The organism is Mucilaginibacter rubeus (genome assembly GCF_014643835.1).
Classification (GTDB): domain Bacteria; phylum Bacteroidota; class Bacteroidia; order Sphingobacteriales; family Sphingobacteriaceae; genus Mucilaginibacter; species Mucilaginibacter rubeus.
The window spans coordinates 313,114-337,280 of sequence record NZ_BMKD01000008.1 but is presented as its reverse complement, the minus strand read 5'-3'; the positions used below and the strand labels follow the sequence as shown (position 1 = coordinate 337,280).

General features: G+C 43.3%; 22 protein-coding genes. 12 read left to right on the top strand and 10 right to left on the bottom strand.

Features of this window, described 5'->3' with window-relative positions:
* Positions 1–491 precede the first annotated feature (491 nt).
* The 4 genes from groES to IEX80_RS23815 all read left to right on the top strand — a co-directional run bounded on the left by groES (position 492) and on the right by IEX80_RS23815 (position 5,502).
* Positions 492–767 carry a co-chaperone GroES gene (gene groES / locus IEX80_RS23830; RefSeq protein WP_090530466.1) on the top strand — a complete coding sequence of 92 codons (276 nt, stop codon included), beginning with the start codon at positions 492–494 and terminating at the stop codon, positions 765–767.
* A gap of 144 nt (positions 768–911) precedes the next feature.
* The gene (gene groL / locus IEX80_RS23825) at positions 912–2,543 is read left to right on the top strand and encodes a chaperonin GroEL (protein WP_090530469.1); all 1,632 of its coding nucleotides are present in this window, start codon (positions 912–914) and stop codon (positions 2,541–2,543) included.
* 364 nt (positions 2,544–2,907) lie between these two features.
* Positions 2,908–3,699, top strand: coding sequence for a mechanosensitive ion channel family protein (locus tag IEX80_RS23820; RefSeq protein WP_090530472.1), 792 nt, complete (start codon positions 2,908–2,910; stop codon positions 3,697–3,699).
* A 177-nt stretch (positions 3,700–3,876) separates the two neighbouring features.
* Positions 3,877–5,502, top strand: a complete 1,626-nt coding sequence (locus IEX80_RS23815; RefSeq protein ID WP_188834371.1) for an NADP-dependent glyceraldehyde-3-phosphate dehydrogenase — start codon at positions 3,877–3,879, stop codon at positions 5,500–5,502.
* 223 nt (positions 5,503–5,725) lie between these two features.
* Here IEX80_RS23815 and IEX80_RS23810 read toward each other — a convergent pair whose 3' ends face one another.
* Positions 5,726–7,780: a M13 family metallopeptidase gene (locus tag IEX80_RS23810; RefSeq protein ID WP_188834370.1), complete on the bottom strand. Its 2,055-nt coding sequence runs from the start codon at positions 7,778–7,780 to the stop codon at positions 5,726–5,728.
* A gap of 88 nt (positions 7,781–7,868) precedes the next feature.
* On the bottom strand, positions 7,869–8,108 hold the full coding sequence (locus tag IEX80_RS23805) for a helix-turn-helix domain-containing protein (protein WP_090530481.1): 240 nt from the start codon (positions 8,106–8,108) through the stop codon (positions 7,869–7,871).
* Positions 8,109–8,515: 407 nt separating this feature from the next.
* Between IEX80_RS23805 and IEX80_RS23800 the strand changes: the two genes are divergently transcribed.
* Together IEX80_RS23800 and IEX80_RS23795 are read left to right on the top strand one after the other, a co-directional pair.
* Positions 8,516–9,655, top strand: coding sequence for an acyl-CoA dehydrogenase (locus tag IEX80_RS23800; RefSeq protein WP_188834369.1), 1,140 nt, complete (start codon positions 8,516–8,518; stop codon positions 9,653–9,655).
* 57 nt (positions 9,656–9,712) lie between these two features.
* Positions 9,713–10,954, top strand: coding sequence for a peroxiredoxin family protein (locus IEX80_RS23795; RefSeq protein WP_188834368.1), 1,242 nt, complete (start codon positions 9,713–9,715; stop codon positions 10,952–10,954).
* Between the two features lie 118 nt (positions 10,955–11,072).
* Here IEX80_RS23795 and IEX80_RS23790 read toward each other — a convergent pair whose 3' ends face one another.
* From IEX80_RS23790 to IEX80_RS23765, 6 genes are all read right to left on the bottom strand, one after another.
* Entirely contained in the window at positions 11,073–11,789 is a 717-nt protein-coding gene (locus IEX80_RS23790) for an ABC transporter ATP-binding protein (RefSeq protein ID WP_188834367.1), read from the bottom strand.
* Positions 11,790–11,793: 4 nt separating this feature from the next.
* Entirely contained in the window at positions 11,794–13,269 is a 1,476-nt protein-coding gene (locus IEX80_RS23785; RefSeq protein WP_188834366.1) for a DUF5687 family protein, read from the bottom strand.
* 137 nt (positions 13,270–13,406) lie between these two features.
* The gene (locus tag IEX80_RS23780) at positions 13,407–14,687 is read right to left on the bottom strand and encodes a replication-associated recombination protein A (RefSeq protein ID WP_188834365.1); all 1,281 of its coding nucleotides are present in this window, start codon (positions 14,685–14,687) and stop codon (positions 13,407–13,409) included.
* Between the two features lie 247 nt (positions 14,688–14,934).
* Positions 14,935–15,279, bottom strand: coding sequence for a four-helix bundle copper-binding protein (locus IEX80_RS23775; RefSeq protein WP_188834364.1), 345 nt, complete (start codon positions 15,277–15,279; stop codon positions 14,935–14,937).
* Between the two features lie 154 nt (positions 15,280–15,433).
* A complete protein-coding gene (locus tag IEX80_RS23770; RefSeq protein WP_175490031.1) occupies positions 15,434–16,552 on the bottom strand; it encodes a DUF6515 family protein in 1,119 nt (372 codons plus the stop codon).
* 150 nt (positions 16,553–16,702) lie between these two features.
* Positions 16,703–17,275: a hypothetical protein gene (locus IEX80_RS23765; protein ID WP_090530509.1), complete on the bottom strand. Its 573-nt coding sequence runs from the start codon at positions 17,273–17,275 to the stop codon at positions 16,703–16,705.
* A 302-nt stretch (positions 17,276–17,577) separates the two neighbouring features.
* Here IEX80_RS23765 and IEX80_RS23760 point away from each other — a divergent pair, with 302 nt between their 5' ends.
* Both IEX80_RS23760 and IEX80_RS23755 read left to right on the top strand, forming a co-directional pair.
* Positions 17,578–17,829 carry a hypothetical protein gene (locus tag IEX80_RS23760; RefSeq protein ID WP_188834363.1) on the top strand — a complete coding sequence of 84 codons (252 nt, stop codon included), beginning with the start codon at positions 17,578–17,580 and terminating at the stop codon, positions 17,827–17,829.
* Positions 17,816–18,463 carry a hypothetical protein gene (locus tag IEX80_RS23755; RefSeq protein ID WP_188834362.1) on the top strand — a complete coding sequence of 216 codons (648 nt, stop codon included), beginning with the start codon at positions 17,816–17,818 and terminating at the stop codon, positions 18,461–18,463. The genes IEX80_RS23760 and IEX80_RS23755 overlap by 14 nt, the downstream gene beginning before the upstream one ends.
* Positions 18,464–18,537: 74 nt before the next feature.
* Here the strand turns inward: IEX80_RS23755 and IEX80_RS23750 are convergent, their stop codons facing one another.
* Both IEX80_RS23750 and pafA read right to left on the bottom strand, forming a co-directional pair.
* Entirely contained in the window at positions 18,538–19,164 is a 627-nt protein-coding gene (locus IEX80_RS23750) for a thiamine phosphate synthase (protein ID WP_090530515.1), read from the bottom strand.
* 109 nt (positions 19,165–19,273) lie between these two features.
* Positions 19,274–20,956, bottom strand: a complete 1,683-nt coding sequence (gene pafA / locus IEX80_RS23745) for an alkaline phosphatase PafA (RefSeq protein ID WP_188834361.1) — start codon at positions 20,954–20,956, stop codon at positions 19,274–19,276.
* Between the two features lie 224 nt (positions 20,957–21,180).
* On the opposite strand from pafA, the gene IEX80_RS27950 reads away from it, so the two are divergent.
* The 4 genes from IEX80_RS27950 (at position 21,181) to IEX80_RS23730 (ending at position 24,067) form a co-directional block, all read left to right on the top strand.
* On the top strand, positions 21,181–21,591 hold the full coding sequence (locus tag IEX80_RS27950; protein ID WP_262892463.1) for a carboxylesterase family protein: 411 nt from the start codon (positions 21,181–21,183) through the stop codon (positions 21,589–21,591).
* Complete coding sequence (locus IEX80_RS23740; protein WP_308421707.1) at positions 21,492–22,715, top strand: carboxylesterase/lipase family protein; 1,224 nt, start codon at positions 21,492–21,494, stop codon at positions 22,713–22,715. The genes IEX80_RS27950 and IEX80_RS23740 overlap by 100 nt, the downstream gene beginning before the upstream one ends.
* Before the next feature lie 347 nt (positions 22,716–23,062).
* Entirely contained in the window at positions 23,063–23,536 is a 474-nt protein-coding gene (greA, locus tag IEX80_RS23735) for a transcription elongation factor GreA (RefSeq protein WP_090530524.1), read from the top strand.
* A 135-nt stretch (positions 23,537–23,671) separates the two neighbouring features.
* Positions 23,672–24,067 carry an HIT family protein gene (locus IEX80_RS23730; protein ID WP_188834380.1) on the top strand — a complete coding sequence of 132 codons (396 nt, stop codon included), beginning with the start codon at positions 23,672–23,674 and terminating at the stop codon, positions 24,065–24,067.
* Positions 24,068–24,167: the final 100 nt, after the last annotated feature.

Genomic DNA, 24,167 nt, shown 5'->3' with positions numbered 1-24,167 from the left:
CTTACCTTCCAGGATTTCTTATGGACATCTATCCCCGCAAAAATCTTTTGCCCGCTAAAATCTAATTGTGTAACTTGTTGCATGAGTTCTTGATTTAAAGTGTTTGTTCTTAGTTGTTTACTTTAACCTACAACCTTTTTTTCAAGAACTCTTCTTTAACTGTTTCATGCATACGATCTTATACGCCTTGTTCTAAAACGTGTGTACGACTCTACAGGGCGTATAAGATTTCTCTTTCGCCCCAGCGCCGATGCCCAGCTGCTCAATCGAAATGACATTTTTTTTAAAGCATCATCCCCCTACCGTCATCCCTAAGTCATACTGACAACCTGACACCATCGGGTTAAAAAATTGTTAAGCTGCAAAACGCAAATAACCTTTTGCTGACATTAAAACAGTTTAGCCTGTCAATACTTGCCATAATACCCGCTTGGCATAATTGATGTTGCACATCGGGCTGAAAAACTTAAATAAAATAAACAGTTATAACTATGTCATTAAACATTAAACCGATCGGCGATAGGGTTGTAGTGGAAGCTGCAGCAGCCGAAGAGAAAACCGCTTCAGGTATCTTCATTCCTGATACTGCCAAAGAAAAACCTCAACGTGGAACCATCGTTGCTGTTGGACAGGGAAAAGTTGATGAGCCTTTAACCGTACAAGTTGGTGACCAGGTTTTATATGGTAAATATGCAGGTACTGAAATTACCTATGAAGGTAAAGAGTACTTAATTATGCGTGAATCAGACATATACGCAGTACTGTAATAATAGACGTGAGACATTAGATATAAGATTTGAGATAAAATAACCTCAAATACTTATGTCAAAACCTAAAAAATTAAATTGATTTGAATTTGGACTGAGCTTATCTCATGTCTCAAATCTCAGATCTCAAATCTTAAAAACATCATGGCAAAACAAGTTAAATACAATGTTGAAGCACGCGACGCCCTGAAACGCGGTGTTGATATCCTTGCTAACGCAGTAAAAGTAACCTTAGGCCCTAAAGGCCGTAACGTAATCATCGACAAAAAATTTGGCTCACCGGCCATCACCAAAGACGGTGTTACTGTTGCTAAAGAAATTGAATTAAAAGACGCCCTTGAAAACATGGGCGCACAAATGGTAAAAGAAGTTGCTTCAAAAACTGCCGATATTGCAGGTGATGGTACTACTACCGCTACTGTATTAGCTCAGGCTATCGTAACTGCAGGTATTAAAAACGTAGCTGCCGGTGCAAACCCAATGGATTTGAAACGCGGTATCGACAAAGCTGTTGCCTCCGTTGTTGAAAATCTGAAATCACAGTCACAAACTGTTGGCGAAGACAATAACAAAATCAAACAAGTTGCTTCTATCTCTGCAAATAACGACGAGGTTATCGGTTCATTAATTGCTGAAGCAATGGAAAAAGTTGGTAAAGATGGTGTAATCACTGTTGAAGAAGCAAAAGGTACTGAAACTGAAGTTAAAACTGTAGAAGGTATGCAGTTTGACCGTGGTTACCTTTCTCCTTACTTCGTAACCAACGCTGACAAAATGGAAGCTGAATTAGAAAACCCTTTCATCCTGATCTACGACAAAAAGATCTCTTCAATGAAAGAATTGCTTCCCATCCTTGAAAAACAAGTACAAACTGGCAAACCATTACTGATCATTGCTGAAGATCTTGACGGCGAAGCTTTAGCTACTTTGGTAGTTAACAAAATTCGTGGTTCACTGAAAGTTGCTGCTGTTAAAGCTCCGGGCTTCGGCGACCGTCGTAAGGCTATGTTAGAGGATATCGCTATCCTTACCGGTGGTACTTTGATCTCTGAAGAAAGAGGTTACAAATTAGAAAACGCTGACCTTAGCTACTTAGGTACTGCTGAGAAAATCGTTATCGACAAAGATAATACTACTATCATCAATGGTTCAGGTTCTGCAGAAGAGATCAAAGGCCGCGTAAGCCAGATCAAATCTCAGATCGAATCAACAACTTCTGATTACGACCGTGAAAAATTACAAGAGCGCTTAGCTAAATTATCTGGCGGTGTTGCTGTACTTTACGTAGGTGCTGCTACCGAAGTTGAAATGAAAGAGAAAAAAGACCGTGTTGACGACGCTTTACACGCTACACGTGCCGCTGTTGAAGAAGGTATCGTAGCTGGTGGTGGTGTTGCTTTCATCCGTGCTGTTGCTGCTTTAGCCGATCTTAAAGGTGATAACGAAGATGAAAACACTGGTATCCAGATCATCCGTCGCGCTATCGAAGAGCCTTTACGTCAGATCTGCGAAAACGCTGGTATCGAAGGTTCAATCATTGTGCAAAAAGTTAAAGAAGGCACTGCCGACTTTGGTTACAACGCACGTACTGATAAATACGAAAACCTGATTGCTGCAGGCGTTATCGACCCAACTAAAGTAAGCCGCGTTGCTTTAGAAAATGCAGCTTCAATCGCTTCCATGTTATTAACTACCGAAGTTGTATTGGCTGATGATCCTGAAGATGAAAAAGCAGGCGCTCCACCAATGGGCGGCGGCATGGGCGGCATGATGTAAGAGTCGCCAAGCCCCTGAAGGGGTGTATAGAAACTTATATACTTTCAAAACCCTGTATGCAAAAGCATACAGGGTTTTGTGCTTTAAAAGAGGCTTTATAGTCATCCTAAGGTAATTCAATGGTCATTAATTAATCATTTGATTAATTTTCAACTTCGCGGGGCGTCGTAATACGTAGTTTTGCATAACAAATCTGATACAGCACTAATCAGGCACAGGATTTGAATAATGCAGGTCATGAAACGTCTATCTCAAAAAACAAAACAAATACAAAGCACACTGGTTGAGTGGGTGTTGTTTAAGGGCCCCGAGCTCTTCGTTTCCCTGTACAGTTAATAGATAATTATTAACTTTGCGCCCAGTTATGAAACTGGACGAATTTTACACTGAGTTCCACCATTGGCTTATTAACCGCGGCCCTAATTATGTAGGTGGACTAATCATATTTTTTATTGGTTTATGGTTTATTAAGTTTTTGCGTGCAAGGCTGCGCATGCGTATGATGAAGCGTGGCATTCATTCATCACTACAGCCATTTTTCTTAAGCCTAACCATTACAGCTTTATATGTTTTACTCATTATTTGGGTAATGAACATCATAGGGCTGGAGATGAGTATCTTCACTACCATCATCGGTGCATTTTCAGTAGCGGCCGGTTTGGCCCTATCGGGTACCTTTCAAAACTTTGCAGGTGGCGTACTGATACTATTGTTAAAACCTTTTGAAATAGACGACAGTATTGTTGCCCAGGGTCAGGATGGCAGGGTGGTATCTATACAGATGTTTTATACTGTACTTATTACTGCCGATAACAAAACCGTCATTATCCCTAACGGAAAGCTGTTTAATGAAGTTATTGTAAACATAACGCGCGAAGGCCGCCGCCGTCTTGATTTTGAATTGCGGGTAGGTTATAACAATGATATAGAAAAGGCGAAGGCCATCATGACAGGCGTAGTAAATGCCAATAAAGATATCCTTCATGACCCGGCCGCGCGGGTGGGCGTTATCAGCCTGGATAACGATTGTGTAAGGTTTACCATTAATGTTTGGGTTGATCCTGCCGATTTCCTCAATGCTAAAATAAACCTTCAGGAACAAATGCTTAAAGAGCTTGCCGCGGGTGGCGTTAACTTCCCTAAACCAGGATTTTGATAAGAAGCAGGAAACCGGGAATCAAAGGCGTTTCAAAAGGGTAATTCTTCCACGAAGGCGGATCGGATCATCAATAATGCCTTCGGCTATTAAAAATCAGTAAACATTATAACACATAAAGCTTGCTTGTTAAAGCAGGCTTTTTTTATCTTAGGGAAATCAAACCCTTGAAAAAATATGAGTTTTAAAACCCAGCTCAGTTCAATTTTTATTGATGAAAATAATATTCCCCCCGAATTTCAGATTGAAGAAGTACACCAGCGCGAATACCTGAGCGGTGGCGAAATGAAACTATGGAACGGCGAAGTAAGTGAAGTTTACTCACCTGTTGGTTTTTGGGCGGAAGACGGTACTTTTACCCGTAAGCTCATAGGTACCTACCCGGTTTGCACCGAAAAAGAAGCTTTTGAAGCTCTGGATGCCGCCCTTGAAGCCTATGACAATGGCCGCGGCGAATGGCCCACCATGAGCATTGCCGACCGTATTAAATGTATGGAGCGCTTTATTTACAAAATGAGCGAACAACGTACGCTGGTGGTAAAACTGCTGATGTGGGAAATAGGCAAATCATACGCTGATTCGGCTAAAGAATTTGACCGTACTATTGAATACATCAATGCCACCATCGACGCGTTAAAAGATATTGACCGCCAGTCGTCACGCTTTGAAATGGCCGAGGGGCTGGTGGCCCAGATCCGTCGTTCGCCCCTGGGAGTAGTGCTTTGCATGGGGCCGTTTAATTACCCGTTAAACGAAACTTTCACTACGTTGATCCCCGCGCTGATCATGGGGAACACCATTTTATTTAAACCGCCTAAACACGGTACACTGCTGCATTATCCATTGCTAAAAGCCTTCCAGGAATCATTCCCTAAAGGAGTGGTGAACACCATTTATGGCAGGGGCGCAGTGGTAACACCCGGGCTGATGTCATCGGGCAAGGTGAATGTGCTGGCTTTCATTGGCTCAAGCAAAGTAGCAAATGATTTGAAAAAGCGTCACCCTAAAATTAATCGCTTAAGAGCTGTTTTAAGTCTGGACGCCAAGAACGCAGCCATAGTCACCAAACATGCCGACCTGCAGCAGGCTGTAAGCGAGTGTATTTTAGGCTCGCTGTCATTTAATGGCCAGCGTTGTACCGCTATTAAAGTGATATTTGTACATAAAGCCGTTGCCGATGAGTTTTTAAAGCTATTAAGCGAAGCCGTTGCCAAACTTAAATTCGGACTGCCCTGGGAAAAGGATGTAAAACTTACCCCGCTCCCCGAACCTCATAAACCGGCTTACCTTACCGATATTGTAAATGACGCCGTAGCTAACGGCGCAAAAGTGATTAACGAAAACGGAGGTGAAACATCGGCTTCGTTCTTTTTCCCGGCCATAGTTTACCCGGTTAATGAAAACATGAAACTGTACCGCGAAGAACAATTTGGACCGGTGATCCCAGTGATTCCGTTTGAAGATATTGAGGAGCCGATCACTTACCAGATAGATTCGCCACATGGTATGCAGGTGAGTATTTTCAGTAATGATGCGAGGGAAATTTCGTCACTGATCGATCCCTTTGTGAATTTAGTAAGCCGTGTAAACATTAACAGTCAGTGCCAGCGCGGTCCGGATGTATTTCCGTTCACCGGGCGCAAGGACAGTGCCGAGGGTACACTTTCGGTACATGATGCCTTAAGGTCGTTCTCAATCCGCTCATTAGTTACCACTAAAATGACCGAAACCAACAAAAACATCATCAATGAAATTGTAAATGACAATGATTCCAATTTCCTGAGCACGAAGTTTATATTGTAGGGAACCGTTAGGACGTCATGAGGAGCAGCCCCAGGACAACCCTAAAAAAAGGGAGTTAATATGCTTATACTTGACAATTAACAACTTACAGTCATTGCAACTATAAGACACGAAGCAATCCCGATTTACAGTCGCCCTGTATGATTTGGATTTGCTTCGTGTCTGTTTTTAACACACTAAAAGGTGACCATATAACGGCCAACCACATCGTTACCGCGCTACCCTACCATATCTTCACCCGTTTATCCGGATCTATCCACATTTTATCACCTTTCTTAATATGAAAGGCTTCGTAAAATTCAGGCACATCGGTAAACGGCCCGTTAACACGCATAAAACCGGGCGCATGTTCATTGGTTAGGATCTGGCTCGAAAGTGATTCTTTCCTGTCTTGCGTAAGCCAGCCTAATGAGTATCCTAAAAAATAACGCTGTAAGGGTGTTAACCCGTTAATGAGTTTACCCTCTCTATATTGCTGTGTTTTTTTGAACGCGTCAAGACCTATTACTATTCCGCCGAGATCGGCAATATTTTCCCCCTGAGTGGCTTTGCCATTTACATGCAAACCATAAATGCTGTAACCATTAAACTGGTCGATAAGCATTTTGGCACGCTGACTAAATTTTACCGAATCCTGCGGTTTCCACCAGGCTTTAAGGTTTCCGGCAGCATCAAACTGCCTGCCCTGGTCATCAAAACCGTGGGTCATTTCATGGCCAATAGTTGAAGCGGCAGCATAACCGTAAATGACGGCATCATCAATATTCTCATCCTTGTAGCCGGGAATGGTAAAAATGCCGGCAGGCAATACAATCTCGTTGTTTGATGGGTTATAGTAAGCATTATAGGTTTGAGGCGTGATGTCCCATTCAGTACGGTCGACAGGTTTGCCTAATTTAGCCGCGCTGAAATTATGCCACCACTCGTTTGCCCGTAATACGTTGAGGGCGTAAGGGCCCCGGTTAATTTCCAGAGTTGAAAAATCCTTCCATTTATCCGGGTAACCAACTTTAGGGACAACTTTTGATAATTTGTAGTAAGCTTTCTCCTTGGTTTCGGGGCTCATCCAATCCAGCTTTTCAATATGCTCTTTAAAGCTGGCGCGCATTTCTTCAACCAATTTCACATAGCGCTCTTTTGTTTTCTCGGGGAAATATTCTTTTACGAAGATTTGTCCTAATACCTCGCCCATCAAACCGTTTTCAGTATCCAACACCCTTTTCCAGCGTGGAAGTTGGGCCGTACTGCCATAAATCACCTTATCATAAAACCGAAACACCTCCTGATCAAACGGTTTGCTCAGGTATGGCCCAAAAGCAGTGACCAGGTTCTTGCGCAGGTAATTCTTCCAGTCATCTATAGTAAAAGTTTTTAGTGCTTTATTAAGCGCCCTGTAATACTCAGGCTGTCCTACAATTACGGTATCCGCATTTTTGTAGTCCATCTTTTCAAAAGTGGGTTTCCAGTCAATATCCGGGGCCAGCTTGCTCAGCGCGGCAAGTGGCATTTTGTTATAGTTATGATAAGGATCGCGCAGGTCCTCCAGTTTCCGGCTGCTATCAGCCAGGAAAGTTTCCAGCGAATAAGTTTTCTTAGCGCCGGCAATTGCTTTATCGACAGGCAGGCCTGCCAGTTTGAATATGGCGGGCAGGTAATTATTTTGATAGTCGGTACGGATGGCTGCGCTATGCTCATCTTTATTAAAGTAGTAATCGCGGTTTGGCATACCAATGCCCGACTGGTATAAACCCAAAGCCATCTTTGCACTGTTCTTAGCATCTTGCCCAACATAAGCGCCGATAGGCTGCGTAACGCCAATCCGTTGTAAGTGTGCAAACTCCTCAACCAGGCTTTTGATATCCGTTATCCTGTCAATTTTATCCAGTTCATCTTTCAGAGGTGCAAGCCCCTGTTTTTCGATGTTAACGGTATCCATCCCGCTGAAATAAAAATCGCCTATTTTTTGGGTGTTGCTGCCCTTCGGAGCATTAGCCTTAAGCGCATCCTCGTTGATCTTTTTCATCTTGTCGCGCAACTCTTCCTGCACAACATTGCCGATGCCCCAGGCAGCGTACGCCGCCGGAATAGGATTTTTGCGAAGCCAGGTTCCGTTGGCATATTTAAAGAAGTCATCGCCCGGTTTTACGGTGGTATCCATATTATGGATCACTGGGTCGCCGGCTTCGTAAGCTTTTGTTTTGTCGGTTTGGCTACAGGCACTAAGTAAGGTGCCAAGCGCGGCGGCAACTATGGATAAGGATTGGGTTTTTCTGTTCATTTTTTAGGTGTGTGTATGAATTAAAATACAACAACTGTATGGTAAAATAGAATTTAGGACAGCTTATTTTTTAAAATATGATAATTTATTATATCTCCTGGAAAAAACCTGCTAAGGAAACGTTAAAATAATAACAAATTTTACGAAGTGTTTCCAACCTGATATCAATAATACCAGATTCGAGCCGGGCAATATTTATGTGCGTTTCGTTAAAAAACTTCTCCTGGGTAACCTGATTTTGCTTGCGTAAAGTTTTAATCTGTAAGGCAACTTTGCGTTTAAATGCGCTATTAGTGTCGTTAAGGTATTCAAAATCAGTTAAAAGCATGACTGGATCGGCTAATATGATACATTGTATTTTTTGTGCAAGCTAAATATAAAATAACACCATTACATTTTATATACAGATATTATTCTTTTATAAAAATGAGCAACTAACGTTTAAACATGAAATATTAATGCCACAATTTTATAATTATGGCAAAGGATTTGTATATAGATATTCGCCCTGTATCATCTGTGAAAAAATAAAAGATTTAGTAACATCTACCTGTGAAAAATTAAATTGAATTCTCAGACGCCCAAGTTGAGATTTTTTGTTCTTTGTTTTGGGTTTAATCAATAGTTTAAATTAATTAGGGGAAAGGGAGCTTCAAAAAAAGCTCTCTTTTTTTGTTTATAAAAATTACTATGCATGCATAGTAATTTTTATATATTTATGCTTTTAATTATACCATGTATTTTGAACTGACCGAAGAACAAAAAATGATTCGCCAGGCTGCGCGTGATTTTGCGCAAACAGAATTGAAGCCAGGTGTTATTGAACGCGACGAACAGCAAAAATTCCCTGCTGCCCAGGTTAAGAAACTTGGTGAACTGGGTTTCCTGGGCATGATGGTATCTCCGCAATATGGCGGCGCTGGCATGGATGCCATATCATATGTGCTGGTGATGGAGGAACTTTCAAAGATTGACGCATCCACATCAGTAATTGTTTCAGTGAATAATTCGCTGGTATGCTATGGATTGGAGAAATATGGCAGCGAAGAACAGAAGCAAAAATATCTGGTACCGCTGGCCAAAGGCGAATGCATTGGCGCGTTCTGTCTTTCGGAGCCGGAAGCCGGCTCTGATGCTACATCACAAACCACTACAGCAATTGATATGGGCGATCATTACCTGCTTAATGGTACTAAGAACTGGATCACCAACGGAGGCAGCGCATCTACCTATATTGTAATAGCACAAACCAATGCCGAAAAAAAACACCATGGTATCAACGCTTTTATTGTTGAAAAAGGAATGGCGGGCTTTACTGTTGGCCCTAAAGAGAACAAGATGGGCATCCGCGGCTCGGATACCCACTCGCTGATGTTTGCCGATGTTAAAGTGCCTAAAGAGAACCGCATTGGCGAAGACGGCTTTGGGTTTAAGTTTGCCATGAACGTACTGGATGGTGGCCGTATAGGTATTGCTTCGCAGGCTTTAGGTATTGCTTCAGGTGCTTACGAACTTGCAGTGCAATACGCTAAGGAGCGCAAAACTTTTGGTAAATCGCTTGCCGACCACCAGGCTATCCAATTTAAGCTGGCCGATATGGCTACTGAAATTGAGGCAGCCCGTTTGATGTGCCTTAAAGCAGCGTGGTTTAAAGATCATGGAAAACCCTATGCCCAGGCATCCTCAATGGCAAAACTGTATGCATCTGAAGTAGCTATGCGCACCACCACCGAAGCGGTGCAGATTCATGGCGGGTACGGTTATGTGAAAGAATATCACGTTGAACGCCTGATGCGGGATGCCAAAATAACTCAGATCTATGAAGGAACATCTGAAATTCAAAGAATTGTCATTTCGCGCGGATTGTTGAAATAACGGCGCTGTTTTTATACCTTTGAAAGTATATAGATTAAGTAGACTATATATTTAAGTATGACTTTCAAAAATATTATAGCTGGTATTTGCGGATTACTATTTCTGCAAACCGGCTTTGCTCAAACCAAACTAAAAACAGGTGTGTGGCGCGGTGCACTTAAAACTAAATCAGGCACCGAAATCCCTTTTAATTTCGAGGTCAACAATAGCGGGAGCAAACAACAATTAGCTATCATTAACGGTGCCGAGCATTTCAAGGTAACAGATGTTGCTACCAAAGGCGATTCTGTTTTTATCCATATGCCGCTGTTCAATTCAGAATTTAAGCTGAAACTTAACGGAGATAGCCTTAACGGCAACTGGGTAAGGCACCTGGCGGATAATGATCTCCTTGTTCCGTTCAGCGCCAGGCCTAATACTTCATGGCGCTTTTTTAAGAATACTGAACAACCGGCGTTTAATATCGGAGGCCGCTGGTCGGCAGTGTTTGGTGAGGGCGAGGGCCGCGATACCACCGTTGGCGAGTTTAAGCAGGACGGTAATAAACTTACAGGTACTTTCTTAACCACCACCGGTGATTACCGTTATTTAGAAGGCTCGGTAAGTGGTAATAAACTTTACCTCTCTACTTTCGACGGCGGTCATGCCTATACTTTTACTGCTACTATCGGCAATGATAAAGCCATTACCGACGGTAAATTTTACGCCGGATATTCGGCAGTTCAATCCTGGACCGCTGTAAAGGATGAAAACGCCAAACTTCCAGATGCATATTCACTCACTTCATTAAAACCGGGGTATAAAAAAATAGCTTTCAGCTTTAAGGACCTTGATGGCAAAACTGTTTCGCTTGAGGATGCCAGGTTCAGAAACAAAGTGGTAATTGTGCAGATATTGGGCTCATGGTGCCCAAACTGCATGGACGAAACTGCTTATATGGTCAACTACTATAACAAATATCACGATAAAGGTGTTGAGGTAATTGGCCTGGCTTATGAACGCACCACCGATTTTGAAAAATCAAAGAAAGCGCTGCAGCAAGTAAAAGACAGGTTTAAAGTACCTTACTCATTGTTGGTGACCGGCTATACCAGCGATAAAAAACAAACCGCTCAAAGCCTGCCTATGTTATCCAAAGTGGTTGGTTTCCCTACCACCATTATTATCGATAAAAACGGCGACGTACAAAAAATCCATACTGGTTTTAGTGGTCCGGGAACGGGGGAGCATTATACAGAGTTTATCAACGAGTTTGAGAAGCTGACTGATGATCTAATACAAGCTCCTCCAGCCCCCTAAAGGAAGTGCTTGTATGCACGCACGCTTTTCAAAAGAAGATTTTAAACAAAAAAAGCATTGCTGTCGGCAATGCTTTTTTTGTTTATGCTTAAAAAGGGGCTTGAAGGTAGTCACCCTTTTAATGGGCAGGAGGGGCGACCTCAACGCCAAAGTACGCTTCCAACTCATTTAACGTTGATGAGCTGGTTGCAATATCTTTAATGATCACGCCTTTTTCCATCAGCAGAATCCGGTCGCATACATCGGTAATGTGGTTAAGATCATGGCTGGATACTATGGTAGTTACACCTTTATTCCTGTTCAGATCTTTCAGCAGATTTTTAAGCCTAAACTGGGTGCTTGGGTCGATATTGGCAAAGGGCTCGTCCAGCATCAGCAATTGAGGTTCCTGCAACAGGCAGGCCGCTACACCAACTTTGCATTGGTTACCTTTTGACAGGTCGCGGATGTACTTCCCTTTCTTCAGGATCTCGCCATTAAAAAAATCGGTCAGGCCAACCAACACCTCGTCAACATATGTGCGGTTATGACTATGTAGCCCTCCTATAAAATAAAAATACTCTTCAGGTGTAAGGTAATCTATCAGGAAACCTTCGTCGAGATAAGCAGCGGTGTAATCTTTCCACTTCTCATGACCAGCTACAGTTTCATCGTTGGATAAAATCTCGCCGCTTTCGGCGCGAATGAGGTCGAGCACCATCCGGAATAGTGTGGTTTTACCAGCGCCGTTATTACCTACAAGGCCAACGCTTTCGCCTTTGTTAATTTGCAGGGCGGGTACATCCACAACGGTAATCCCGTTATAAACCTTTTTTAAATTTCTTACTTCAATCATAGAATTATTTATTTCTGAAGCCTTCGGCAACGGTGTAACGTTTTTGTATAAAATCCTCTTCCAGTTTTTTAACCCAAAAATCGCGGGTTAAGATGAATATGATCCCGGTACCAGCCAGCATGGCCAGGCCGACGTCGGCGTGTTTGAACAGTGAGAAGGGAAGATAAATGATATACGGCGTTATCATCAAGGGAAACGAAATAAGCATTTGCGTTGCCCCCACCCCTTCCCAATTAAACGACGCGCCTTTTGACAGATCTATCCGTTTGGCATTGCGGTTAGCAAAAAACAGCACAATGGTTGTGTTGACGCCGATGTTCCACAGGTACATTACAAAATGTACCAAAACAATGCGCCAGCCAAAATAAGCATAAGGCGTAGTCAATATAAAAGCCACGGTTGATACCATAGTAAATAGCAGGTATTTTGCCTTTAAAAAATCGCGGAAATTGATCTTGCTTACCAACAGGCCATCAAAATGAGCGCCTTGCCAGCTATACATGAACTGCCCATAACTGATAATAAAAATACCCGTCATGAACATGCCCACAAAAATGTACCAGGTTTGTCCGTAATGGCTGTTGGTATAAAATATGAGCCCGTAAAACATAAAGAACAACCCCATAACCAATGCCGATCGTGGCCGCTTATTACGGAAGATCAGTTTCAGCTCGTTTGCGGCAAGGTCGCCAACCTTACCAAACCTGTTTAACAGCGGAAACTCCGTACTGCTTTTATAAGCCGATGCCTTGCGCGAACTCAGCTCTTCGAGGTACAGGTTTTGTTTTAAGTAGGCAAAATTGATGTAGTACATGGTTGCAGCAAGCACAACAGGCAGTAATACCAATACCGGTTTAGTGAGCAAATGGCCGAAATACAGATAGGAAATATTACGCACCGAATACAGATGAAACCTGAAATCGCCGGTAATAATAAGGATGAGAGCCGCTGCGAAAACCAGGAAGACCCAGCCATTAAGATTGGCCTTACGTTTAATAAACAAGGCCATGTAATTATTGAAAAGCATGAAGCCGATAATAGCCAATATAAAAACGAGCGCAGGCAAAGCACCCGAATCGGTAAGGATCACTTTTAAAATAAAAGGTACAAAAAGTATAATGGGCCACAGGTTAAAAACCGAAAGCATGGCCGTAAAGGCCAGATAGCCGACCACCGTATTCCTTTTTATAGGTAAATGAAGATATGGTTGCACTCTTAACGTAGGCAGTTCCTGCAATTGCATGCGCATCATGAGGTCAAACAAAAAATAAAGCAGGATGATACCGCAAAAAGAAACCACTATGTCATCATGCGGAAAAACCTGCCCCAAAATTTCATTCAAAAACAAACCGGCAAGCAAGATACATCCAAAAAGATAAAGGATAAGTAAGGCCATTACCACACGGATAGCAATACTTTTACCTGTATTTTTTGACCGCCAGAAAGCTTTAAGTTCGTGCCCGAGAAAGGTAGTGATCATAAGTATAGACAGTTAAGAGTTAAGGTATAGGTTTTATATAAAAGCAAAATGCATAAAGCCTAAAGCTATAAATTAATTAATATTGGTCAAATCATTATATGATATTAATTAACAGGCTCTATAACGCGAAACTTAAGTTAGTATTTATACCTGTCGCCCCAAAGTTTTCTTAACTTTTCTTTTGATTCGTTTTCGCGCGCATTGTTACCGGGGTCGTAAATTTTTGTTCCGCGGATAGCATCCGGCAGAAAATCAAGATCGGTAAAATTACCTTCGTAGCTATGGGCATATTTGTAATCCTTGCCGTAGCCAATGTTTTTCATGAATTTGGTTGGGGCGTTACGTAAGTGCAGCGGCACCGGTAAATCGCCGGTTTGACGCACCAATGCTATGGCCGCACCAATAGCCGTAGTGGCCGAATTACTTTTGGGCGATGTTGCCAGGTAAATAGCCGTTTGCGATAATATCAGTTGCGATTCGGGCATCCCTATTTTATTTACAGCCTCAAAGCAGCTTTGCGCAAGTAGTAATGCGTTTGGGTTGGCGTTGCCAATATCTTCGGATGCCAGGATCAGCATGCGCCGGGCTATGAAAAGCGGGTCTTCGCCGCCAACTATCATGCGCGCCAGCCAGTAAACAGCACCGTTAGGATCAGAGCCCCGCATGGATTTGATAAAGGCCGAAATGATATCATAGTGCTGCTCGCCGGTTTTATCATATAGTGCCATGTTTTGCTGTACGTGCTCCAGCACAACTTCATCGGTCAGTACTATCTCAGGCGTGTCAAAAGCGTTTACCAGCAGCTCGAAAATATTGAGCAGCTTTCGGGCATCGCCTCCCGAAAGGCGCAGCAAAGCCTCATGATCTTTGATGGTGATGTTTTTACCCTGCAAAACCACATCCTCTTTCATCGCCTTGTTCAGGAGGTCGATGAGATCAGTCTCAGACAGCGGCTGTAAAATATAAACCTGGCAACGCGACAGCAAAGCCGAGATCACTTCGAAAGATGGGTTTTCGGTAGTAGCGCCTATTAACGTAACAATGCCCCGCTCTACAGCGCCTAACAATGAATCCTGTTGCGATTTGGAAAAACGATGAATTTCATCAATAAATAATATCGGCAGTACCTCGCCCTGTTTTTTTAACAGTGATGCCTTTTCTATCACCTCCCTTACATCTTTCACGCCCGAATTAATAGCACTCAAAGCGAAAAACGGACGAAACAATGATTGCGAAATAATATAAGCCAAAGTAGTTTTACCCACACCCGGCGGCCCCCAAAATATCATCGACGGCAATGAACCCGACTCGATAGCTTTACGCAGCACTGCTCCCGGCCCAACAAGGTGTTTTTGCCCAACATAATCATCAAGCGATTTGGGGCGCATACGTTCGGCTAATGGCGGGAGGTTATTCATAAAAGTAAAATTCAGAAAAGAAAACGCTAAATCCTAAAAAAATTAGTAAAATAGTGAGCGTTGCGGATAATAAAGAGATTTTTAAATCCCCTCTTGAGAGGGGCGTGAAGGACAGAGCGATGGCAGGGGTGTGTTTCTTCGACTAACTCTAACGCAGAGACACACCCCTCCCCCCTCTCGAGGGGGAATCGCACGACCCTCCCGCTTTTTGACGACTATTCTCAAACGGGAACTAAATGTAATTACCTCAATCCTGTGTAATTGGCTCGTGATGTGCGTGGCAGGCCTCCGCGCAATCAATACAGGCTTTGGCACATTCCTGGCAATGATCGTGCTGATGCTTACCGCACTCCGCAGCGCAAAGGCGACAGATCTCCTCGCATAAAACCAGGTATTGGTGGGCAATAACTGAATCTCTTTGCAATAAGCGGGCTCCCTGGATACATATGTCAGCGCAGTCCCGGTCAAGACTAATGCAGCCGGCCATCATTTTAACATCCTCTTCGTGCAGGCATGCAGTAGCACAATGTTCGCAAGCTAAAGCGCAATCCAATAATTTTTGAATTATAACGCGGTGATCATGATTTTGCATAATGGCAGATTTTAATTATTACTTAATATACTACCCTTTGTAATTAAAAAAAGTTTGAATTAATTTGAATTATTCGGTTCAGATTCCGCAAGAATCAAAAAAGGCCGCTTCCAAAATGGAAGCGGCCCTAATATATATATTGAATTTTTATTAATTACTGTTGGTTAGGGTTTTGATCGCTGTCGTTATTTTCAGGATCATCAGATGGGGTGCCTACAATTTTGTAAGCTTTATTGCCGTCATCCTGAGTTTCCTGGTAGTAATAACCATCAGGGGATACAAACAGCTTTTCACCATTGATCTTGATCTTGCGGCAATCCGGTGGCAATTGAGTTACAATGTCGCCAATTTGCGGGCCCTGGTCAACACTGCTGCCATCGCCGTTGCCCTGATCGGTATTTAATTGGCCATCTTTACCTGCAATAACGTAAACAGTTGAGCCGTCATCTTTGGTATATGGCTGGTAGTAAACACCGTTTAACTCATAGTACTGTTCGCCATTGATCATGATAGATTCGGCACCTGAAGGCAGGGTTTTAATCTCGGCCCCTATCGGTGGTTCAACAACGGTATACTGGTCATTGTATTGACGGTAGTACAAGCCATCGCTGTAAAAATATTGGTAATCGCCCCACCAGAAAGGATAGTAACCATATGGCAAGAAACCTATGCTAAAACCTAACCGCGGATAATAGAATGAATTATAGTAGTTACGGTATGGATAATAGTAGTGACTGCCAAAATACCCCCCGCGGCCACCGTAATGGTAAGTACCGGGATAAACCCTGCGACCACCGTATGCATATGAACCACCTCTGTAATAAGTACCGCGACCGCCATTATAAACGCGCCTGTCTACAGTAGTATAGCTGCGGTTACCATTGTATACGGTACGACCGGTGCTACCATAGCTACGCTGGGGTGCTACGGATGTGCCATTTGGCCTTATTGCGTAATCACGACCACCATAACTGCGTTGTTGAGGAGCACCTATGCTGCCGCGAGAGTCAGTTCCATAGCTCCGTTGTGGAGCCGCGATAGCGCCGCGTGTGCTACCATTAAATGAAGTTGAGGGGCGGGAAAAACTACCACCGGAAGGACGGGAAAAACTACCGCCTCCGCCACCACCGCCTGACGGTCTTGAACCACCGCCTCCTCCGCCACCGCCGCCACGAGAACCGCCGCCACGTTGTGCATCAGCATTGAATGCCAGGGATAAGCTCAATAAGCCCCCCAATGCAATTGTTAATAGATTTTTATATGTCCTTTTCATGATGAAAGATTTTTTAACAGATCAGCATGGTATTTTTTGCTGATATAAATATATAGACTATTAAATGTTTAAACGGTTTAACGCGTTTTTAATTATTTTTCACTCAAAAAGCGAACCAATACCAGCTATACGTACCGGTTATTGTTTTCGCTACGCTATATCCTCGGCAATAAACAAAAAAGGTTGCTCAAACTGCAGGGTAAAAAAACCATCGTGGGTGGTTTTATACCTATTAGTGCTTGTGGCTTCAAGCCCGCTTATTTGTAAGCCCGACGGATGCGAAAGTACTTCAATGAACTCACCTGCAGGTTTCCACTTACTGAAGCCCGAATTAACCGGGTAGATCTTTTGCCGTTCCCTAAAAATCACCAGGTTTATTTTATCAGCATAAAACAAAAAATCTTTCAGGTCCAGCACATCGGTAATTACATTAACCGCCGGGTAATTATGCGTTATCAGGTATTTTAAAGCTGCACCTGCCGCATTGTCACCTCCCGAAGGCATCACCTTCACGTCCGACTGTAAATCACCCGAATCACCATCACTTATTATCCAGTCGATTTTAATCCCTGATGCATCCAACTTTTCGGCGGTACCGGTAGAGCAGATCACGGTCGGGCTCCACTCCAGCAACTGCCCCAGCATTTCCTCATCAAAAGTATCCATGCTTAAAACTAATAAAGCTGGTTCCTGTTTTTCGCGAACTATATGATGTGATGACATTGCTAATGTAGATGGAACAGATGAATATTAAATGAAAATATAAAGATGGGGTTTTTATTGATTGCTGAAACCAAATCAAAGTTTTATGACGGTAGAATAATATTTTTAGAACTGATGTCATCCCGATAAAGCGGGAAGAACAGATAGCGTGCCGGGGCGAAAGAGAAATCTTCTGCGTCATGCACAACTGCACGCCAAGTCGTATAAGATCGTATGCATGAAACAGTTAAAGAAGAGTTCTTGAAAAAAAGGTTGTAGATTAAAGTAAACAACTAAGAACAAACACTTTAAATCAAGAACTCATGCAACAAGTTACACAATTAGATTTTAGCGGGCAAAAGATTTTTGCGGGGATAGATGTCCATAAGAAATCCTGGAAGGTAAGCATCCGTAGTGAACAAATGGAACTCAGGACGTTTTCGCAGAACCCATCGGCGGGAGAATTAAGTACTTATCTTAAGCGTAATTACCCATCAGCGGACTACCACGTAGTTTATGAAGCCGGATTTTGCGGTTTCAGTCATCAGCGGGAATTTAGTAATGCAGGGATTTAACTGCATCGTTGTAAACCCGGCCGATGTACCCACGACAGGTAAGGAAAAACAGCGTAAATCAGACACCGTTGATTGCCGGAAATTAAGTCAGTCACTAAGTAAAGGAGACCTTACCGGTATTTTTATTCCCTGTATTGAACAACAGGATGACCGGGATATTATTCGCACATACAATCAAACGGTAAAAGATCAGACGAGATATAAAAACAGGATCCAGGGTTGGCTTCACTTCCAGGGGATAACGTTCGGTGAATCAGAGGGCCGTTATTGGTCAAATAATTTTACCAACTGGCTTAAAAATCTGTCATTGAGTCCTTCGGCAAGGACAGCCCTTGACCTTAAACTTCAGGGTTACCTACAGGCCAGGAGCATGGTATTGGCCGCCACCAGGCAGGTGCGTATTTTGTCCAGGCAGGCGCGTTATAAGGAAAGAATAGCCCTGATCAGGACAATTCCCGGCGTGGGCGAGATTAGATCATATTGCTGGCAGGTTGCTCCCCAGCAGAGCCTGTTTCCTCTTCTGATCTGCAAAGGAAAATTAAGAAAACATGCTCACGGTTTGCTTAGTCATTTATATATTATAACTTTATATAATCTATTACCACGCTTTTTAGGACTTTTTGCCTTTCTGTAGCAGATTTTCATCATAGGAGATTTCTCCTCACTCCTCATTTAAAAATGACAAGGTTTATTTAGAACCAGTGATTATCAATATACCCTTTTATAAAACTCCTTAACCCTTTCAGCCGGGTCAGCTACAAGATTTATGGCCGATGATATCGCAATACCGTCGATGCCTGTTTGAAGCAAGGGCTCAACATCATCCGGCTGGATGCCACCTGCTGCTATCACCGGGATACTGATGCCCAGTTTCTCCAGTTGGCGATATCCGTTAAAACCAAGCGGGTGATGCCCAACAGGCTCCTCTGTATTAGTGGCTGCAAATGGCCCGTAAACATAATAATCAACCACTCCGGTACTTTGTATTTTCAATAATTCATCAGCACCTGCTGCTGATACCCCAAGAGTTTTATCCGGGCCGATAATCTTGCGGATACTAGCCAGATCGGCATCACTATCATCTATATGCACACCCTGCGCATCAACCCGGTCAAGCAAGTCGTAATGATTAGCGATGATAAGGGTCGCGCCCCATTCGTCGCAAATTTCGGCTATTTCGTTTATCTCATCAATCAGCTCATCTTCGGGTTTGGTAAGGCAACGGTATTGTATCCAGTTTGCACCCGCGCCGCAAGCTATCTGCACTTGTTGTACGTGGCTAAAATCAGGCAGGTCATGTGTAAGATAATGAAATTTAGAAATGTATTTTTTCATTTTATAAGTCCGAATTCGGTCAAGCCCTAAAATCGGAAAGTTTTTAATTATTAACCGAAAAGTCCGAAAGTTTTGTGTTGTAAACTTTCGGACTTTCCTGACTTCAGACTTAGTTTTTCAGTGCTTCGCCGATAGCTTTACCTACACAGCCATCAGGAGCCTGGATATGCAGTAGCGATGCTACAGTAGCCGAAATATCTGTCATATGTGTTTGACGGGTCAAACTGCCGTGCTTAATGCCCCAGCCCATAAATACCAATGGGATATGCGAATCGTAAGGGTTCCAGGTACCGTGTGTAGTACCGGTTGGGCCGCGATCATTAGTGCCATGACCGGTATACCATGCCGGTTTCAGTATGATCTGGATAACACCGCTATGCTCGGCATTATAACCGTTAATGATCATACTGCGCAGCTCATCGGGGATATTGGCTTCCTGTATTTTTTGCAGGTCAATTGCATAGGCAATGCCTGGTTGTTTCTTCAGGTATTCGATACAGTCTAACTTTATAGCCTCTTCGTTAATGCCTGCTTTTGCAAGGGCCGCGTTGTTAAAATTAACCTGATAATTATCCATACTGATGATCAGGTTATCCACTTTGTATTTATCGCTGATCATCGTGTTCATTTCTTTTGCAGCTTTTCCCTCATCCCAAACACCTGCCGGGATGTTATGATCTTTCAAGAAGTTAGGGTTGTGGGCAGCGCCATGGTCAGCACTCAGGAAAACCGAATAATTGCCTTTACCTACAGTTGCATCTAAATAACTAAAAAACGCGGCCAGGTCCTGGTCAAGCCTTAAATAAGTATCTTCAACCTCAACCGAGTTAGGGCCAAACTGGTGACCAACATAATCTGTTGATGAAAGGCTCACGGCTAAAAAGTCGGGTACGGTATTTTTGCCCAATTTTTCGCCCTCAATAGCAGCTTTAGCCAGGTCGAGCGTCATGGTGTTGCCGAACGGAGTAGAACGGATCATGCCGATACGGCCTTTATAAAGTTCGGATGTTTTAACCGGTAAGGTAGGTGTAGCGGCACCGGCAAATTTGCCTTCATAACGATCGCTGTTATCGGGTGCGCTTTGTACATACGTATTAATAGGATATAACGGGTTCCAGTCCTGCTTCAGGTATTTTTCAGCAATTTTTTGATTGTTGAAGGTTTTAACCCAGGCGGGCAGGTCATTCATGTAATAAGTACTGGTGATCCAGTTACCGCTGGCATCATCAAACCAGTAAGCAGCGTTAGCCGAGTGACCCGCTGGCAGGATCCCGCCGCGGTCTTTTAATGCTATGCCGATAACTTTTGAGCGAAAATTGGTTGCCAGCCTCAATTCATCGGTAATTGTGCTAACCAGCAAGTTGCGGGGCGACATTTGCCCTGCTTTTGAAGTGCTGCCAACAGCTACAACCGTGCTGTCGTCGGTACAATACATGGATTTGCCTGTGGCCTGGATAATAAAATCATTACCCACTATACCATGTATGGCGGGGATAGATCCGGTATAGATACAAGTATGGCCGGCAGCGGTTACCGTTGGGATATAGTCGATATTGGTGTTTTCGCAGGTGAAGCCTTCATTAAGCATGCGCTTAAAGCCACCGGTTTGATAACGGTCATAGTAGCGGTACAGGTAATCCCAGCGCATTTGGTCAACTACTAAACCCACAACCAGTTTTGGGCGAGGAATTGATGCAGACGCAGCGGGTGCTGTCGTAGTTTTCTTTTTTTGTGCCGATACCGAAACGGTAGCGAAGGAGAGGGAAATAAGCAGCAGATGTTTAAACTTCATCGCGAAAAAAGATTTTTGATTTCGCCAAATATCAACAAAGCATTTAAAATGCAATGTGATGCTTTTGTTAATTATAGGGGATTGTTACAGAAGCCCCCTCTAAATCTCCCCCGGAAGGGGAGACTTTAAAGCCCTCCCTTCCGGGGAGGGTTTGGGTGGGGCTGTGTTTACAAAATGCCCAAAACTTTGTAAGTTTAGCAAACCAATCATTAAACCTATAATCAATGAAACGCATCCTTTTATTGCCGCTTTTGCTGCTGTGCTGTTCTGTCATCGCTCAAAATAAAAATCTTGATGTTGTTGCTACTGATGCAGGTAAAGTATCAGGCTTAACCAACCAGGCGGGCGATGTGCGTATTTATAAAGGTATTCCCTTTGCAGCGCCACCGGTTGGTGATTTACGCTGGAAGGAACCGCAACCGGTAAAGCCCTGGGAGGATGTTAAAAAATGCACCGATTTTGCGGCCAGCCCAATGCAGAGTAAACCAGACCCCTTTGGTGTTTACACGCGCGAGTTCCTCATCCCTATGAGCCCATCAGCGAAGATTGCCTGTACCTTAATGTATGGACTGCCGCAAAAACACCGTCAGAAAAACGCCCTGTGCTGGTTTATATTTATGGCGGTGGATTTGTAAGTGGCGGAGCAGGCGTACCAATTTATGATGGCGAGGCGATGGCTAAAAAGGGGATCATATTTGTGGTTATTAATTACCGCGTCGGGATTTTTGGTTTCTTCGCGCATCCTGAATTAACCCGGGAGTCGCCGCATAATGCATCAGGAAATTATGGTTTGATGGATCAGCTGGCTGCATTAACATGGGTGAAAAAGAATATCGCGGCTTTTGGTGGAGACCCGGATAAGGTTACCATAGCGGGGCAATCGGCAGGTTCCATGAGTGTAAATTGTTTGGTGGCATCGCCATTAGGTAAAGGGCTGTTCAGGGGTGCAATTGCCGAAAGCGGGGCCAGTTTTATTAGTCAGCAAGGATCTGGTGGGTTGCGGGAAGCAGAGGCAGCCGGTGTAAAAACAGCGACTGCCTTGGGTGCAAGCACCATTGCCGAACTAAGGAGCAAACCCGCCGCCCAACTGCTTGGCAAAGGCCAAAGCCGCCCGGTTATTGACGGCTATGTTTTACCCGCAACCATCGCTGATATTTTTAATGAGCACAAACAAAACGATGTGCCTGTACTTACCGGTTGGAACGAAGACGACGCTTTTGTAGGTCCGCCAAAAACTGCTGAAGAGTATAAAAAGATGATAAAAAGCCAATATGGTGCCGATGCTGATGCATTTTCAAAACTATACCCGGCGGGTTCAGACCAGGAAGCCGCGACCTCCCAAACCCGGATAAACCGCGATCAGATCTTCGGGATGCAGAATTATACCTGGGCCAATGTGCAAAGTAAAAAGGCGAAGTCGAAAATCTATGTTTACCGTTTTACCCGCCGCCTGCCAGCCACTGCCGATTTTGTTAAATACGGCGCTTTCCATACCGGCGAGGTTGCTTATGCCTATGACAACCTCAAATTCCTGAACCGGCCATGGGAACCTGTCGATCAGCAACTGGCCAATACAATGAGCACTTACTGGGCTAATTTTGTTAAAACCGGTAACCCGAACGGGAAAGGCGTACCTGCATGGCCGGCTTATACAACAAGTGATCATAAAATAATGATATTGGGTGAGAAGCCGGGCGCAAAACCTTTGCCGGATAAAACCGCTTTGGATTTTATGGTGAAGAAGGCCAACGGAAAGTAATACATAGGTAAAGACCCAGATAATAAACGCTGCCAGATACATTTAGGTAGGGAAGTCTTAAACACCCGCTTAATAAACTGATGAGACAGCCAGGCTTGAAATGTTAGTGGATACCATAAAACAAAAAGGTATAAACCCGGAATAATGTAAAAAAATTCCCCTCTTAAAAATTTGGATAATAAAACTTAAATCACTTATCTTCGTTAATTACCAAAACGCAAGACTATGTAAGCAGAGGGCTTACATAGTCTTGTTTGCTTTTATAAGCATTGCGTCCTTTCTTAAAACAGGGAAGGGCGGTTTTTTTTGGTTGATTAACAGTAATAATATTAATTAATTTTTGCGTTATGGCAGAGGTATCATACTATACCAAAGATGGTTTAGAGAAATTAAAAGAAGAACTACAGAGATTAAAAACAACCGGCCGTGCCGATATATCAAAAGCTATTGCTGAGGCACGTGACAAAGGCGATCTGTCGGAAAATGCCGAATACGATGCAGCTAAAGAAGCGCAGGGCTTACATGAGGCCAAAATAGCCCAGATGCAGGAAACACTGGCCAATGCGCGCCTGCTTGATGAATCAAAACTTGACGTTTCGAAGGTGCTTGCATTGTCGATAGTAAAGATCAAGAATCTGAAAAATGGAGCTACCATGAGTTATCAGCTGGTATCAGAGAGTGAAGCCGATCTTAAAACCGGTAAAATCTCGGTAGCGTCGCCGATAGCTAAAGGCCTGCTTGGCAAAAAGGTTGGTGAAAAAACCGAGATCACCGTACCTGCAGGTAAAATTGAATTCGAGATCCTGGAAATAAGCAGGTAATTTATTGGGTGAGCAGTGAATAATTGATTAAGAGAATGGTTTTTCCGGATATCGTAATCAATTATTAACTACTCACCCTTTTAATTAATGCCATAACAAACTACTCACCCAATCAACATAATCAACCACTCACCAATAATGACCATCTTTTCAAAAATAGTTGCAGGCGAGATTCCCGCTTATAAAGTGGCCGAGAACGATGAATTTCTGGCTTTTTTGGATATTTTTCCGCTTACGGAAGGTCACCTGCTGGTGATCCCAAAGAAGGAGGTTGATTATCTTTTTGATTTGGACGATGATACTTATATAGGCTTGCAGGTATTTGCCAAAAAAGTAGCCCTCGGTTTAAAAAAGGCTGTTCCCTGCCCACGGGTTGGAGTAGCAGTTATGGGCCTTGATGTGCCTCATGCGCATATCCATCTTATACCCATGAATGATATGAGCAGCATTAACTTTTCGCTCCCCAAACAAAAATTCACCCCCGAACAATTTAACACTACCGCCGAGAAGATCAGACAGGCAATCGGTTAACAATTGGGATAACATTAATCAAGCTATTAGCTATAAGTTTTGCTCATGCTGCTTTTAGCTTGTGTATATAGACAAAAAGGCCTCATCATAATATAAGTGA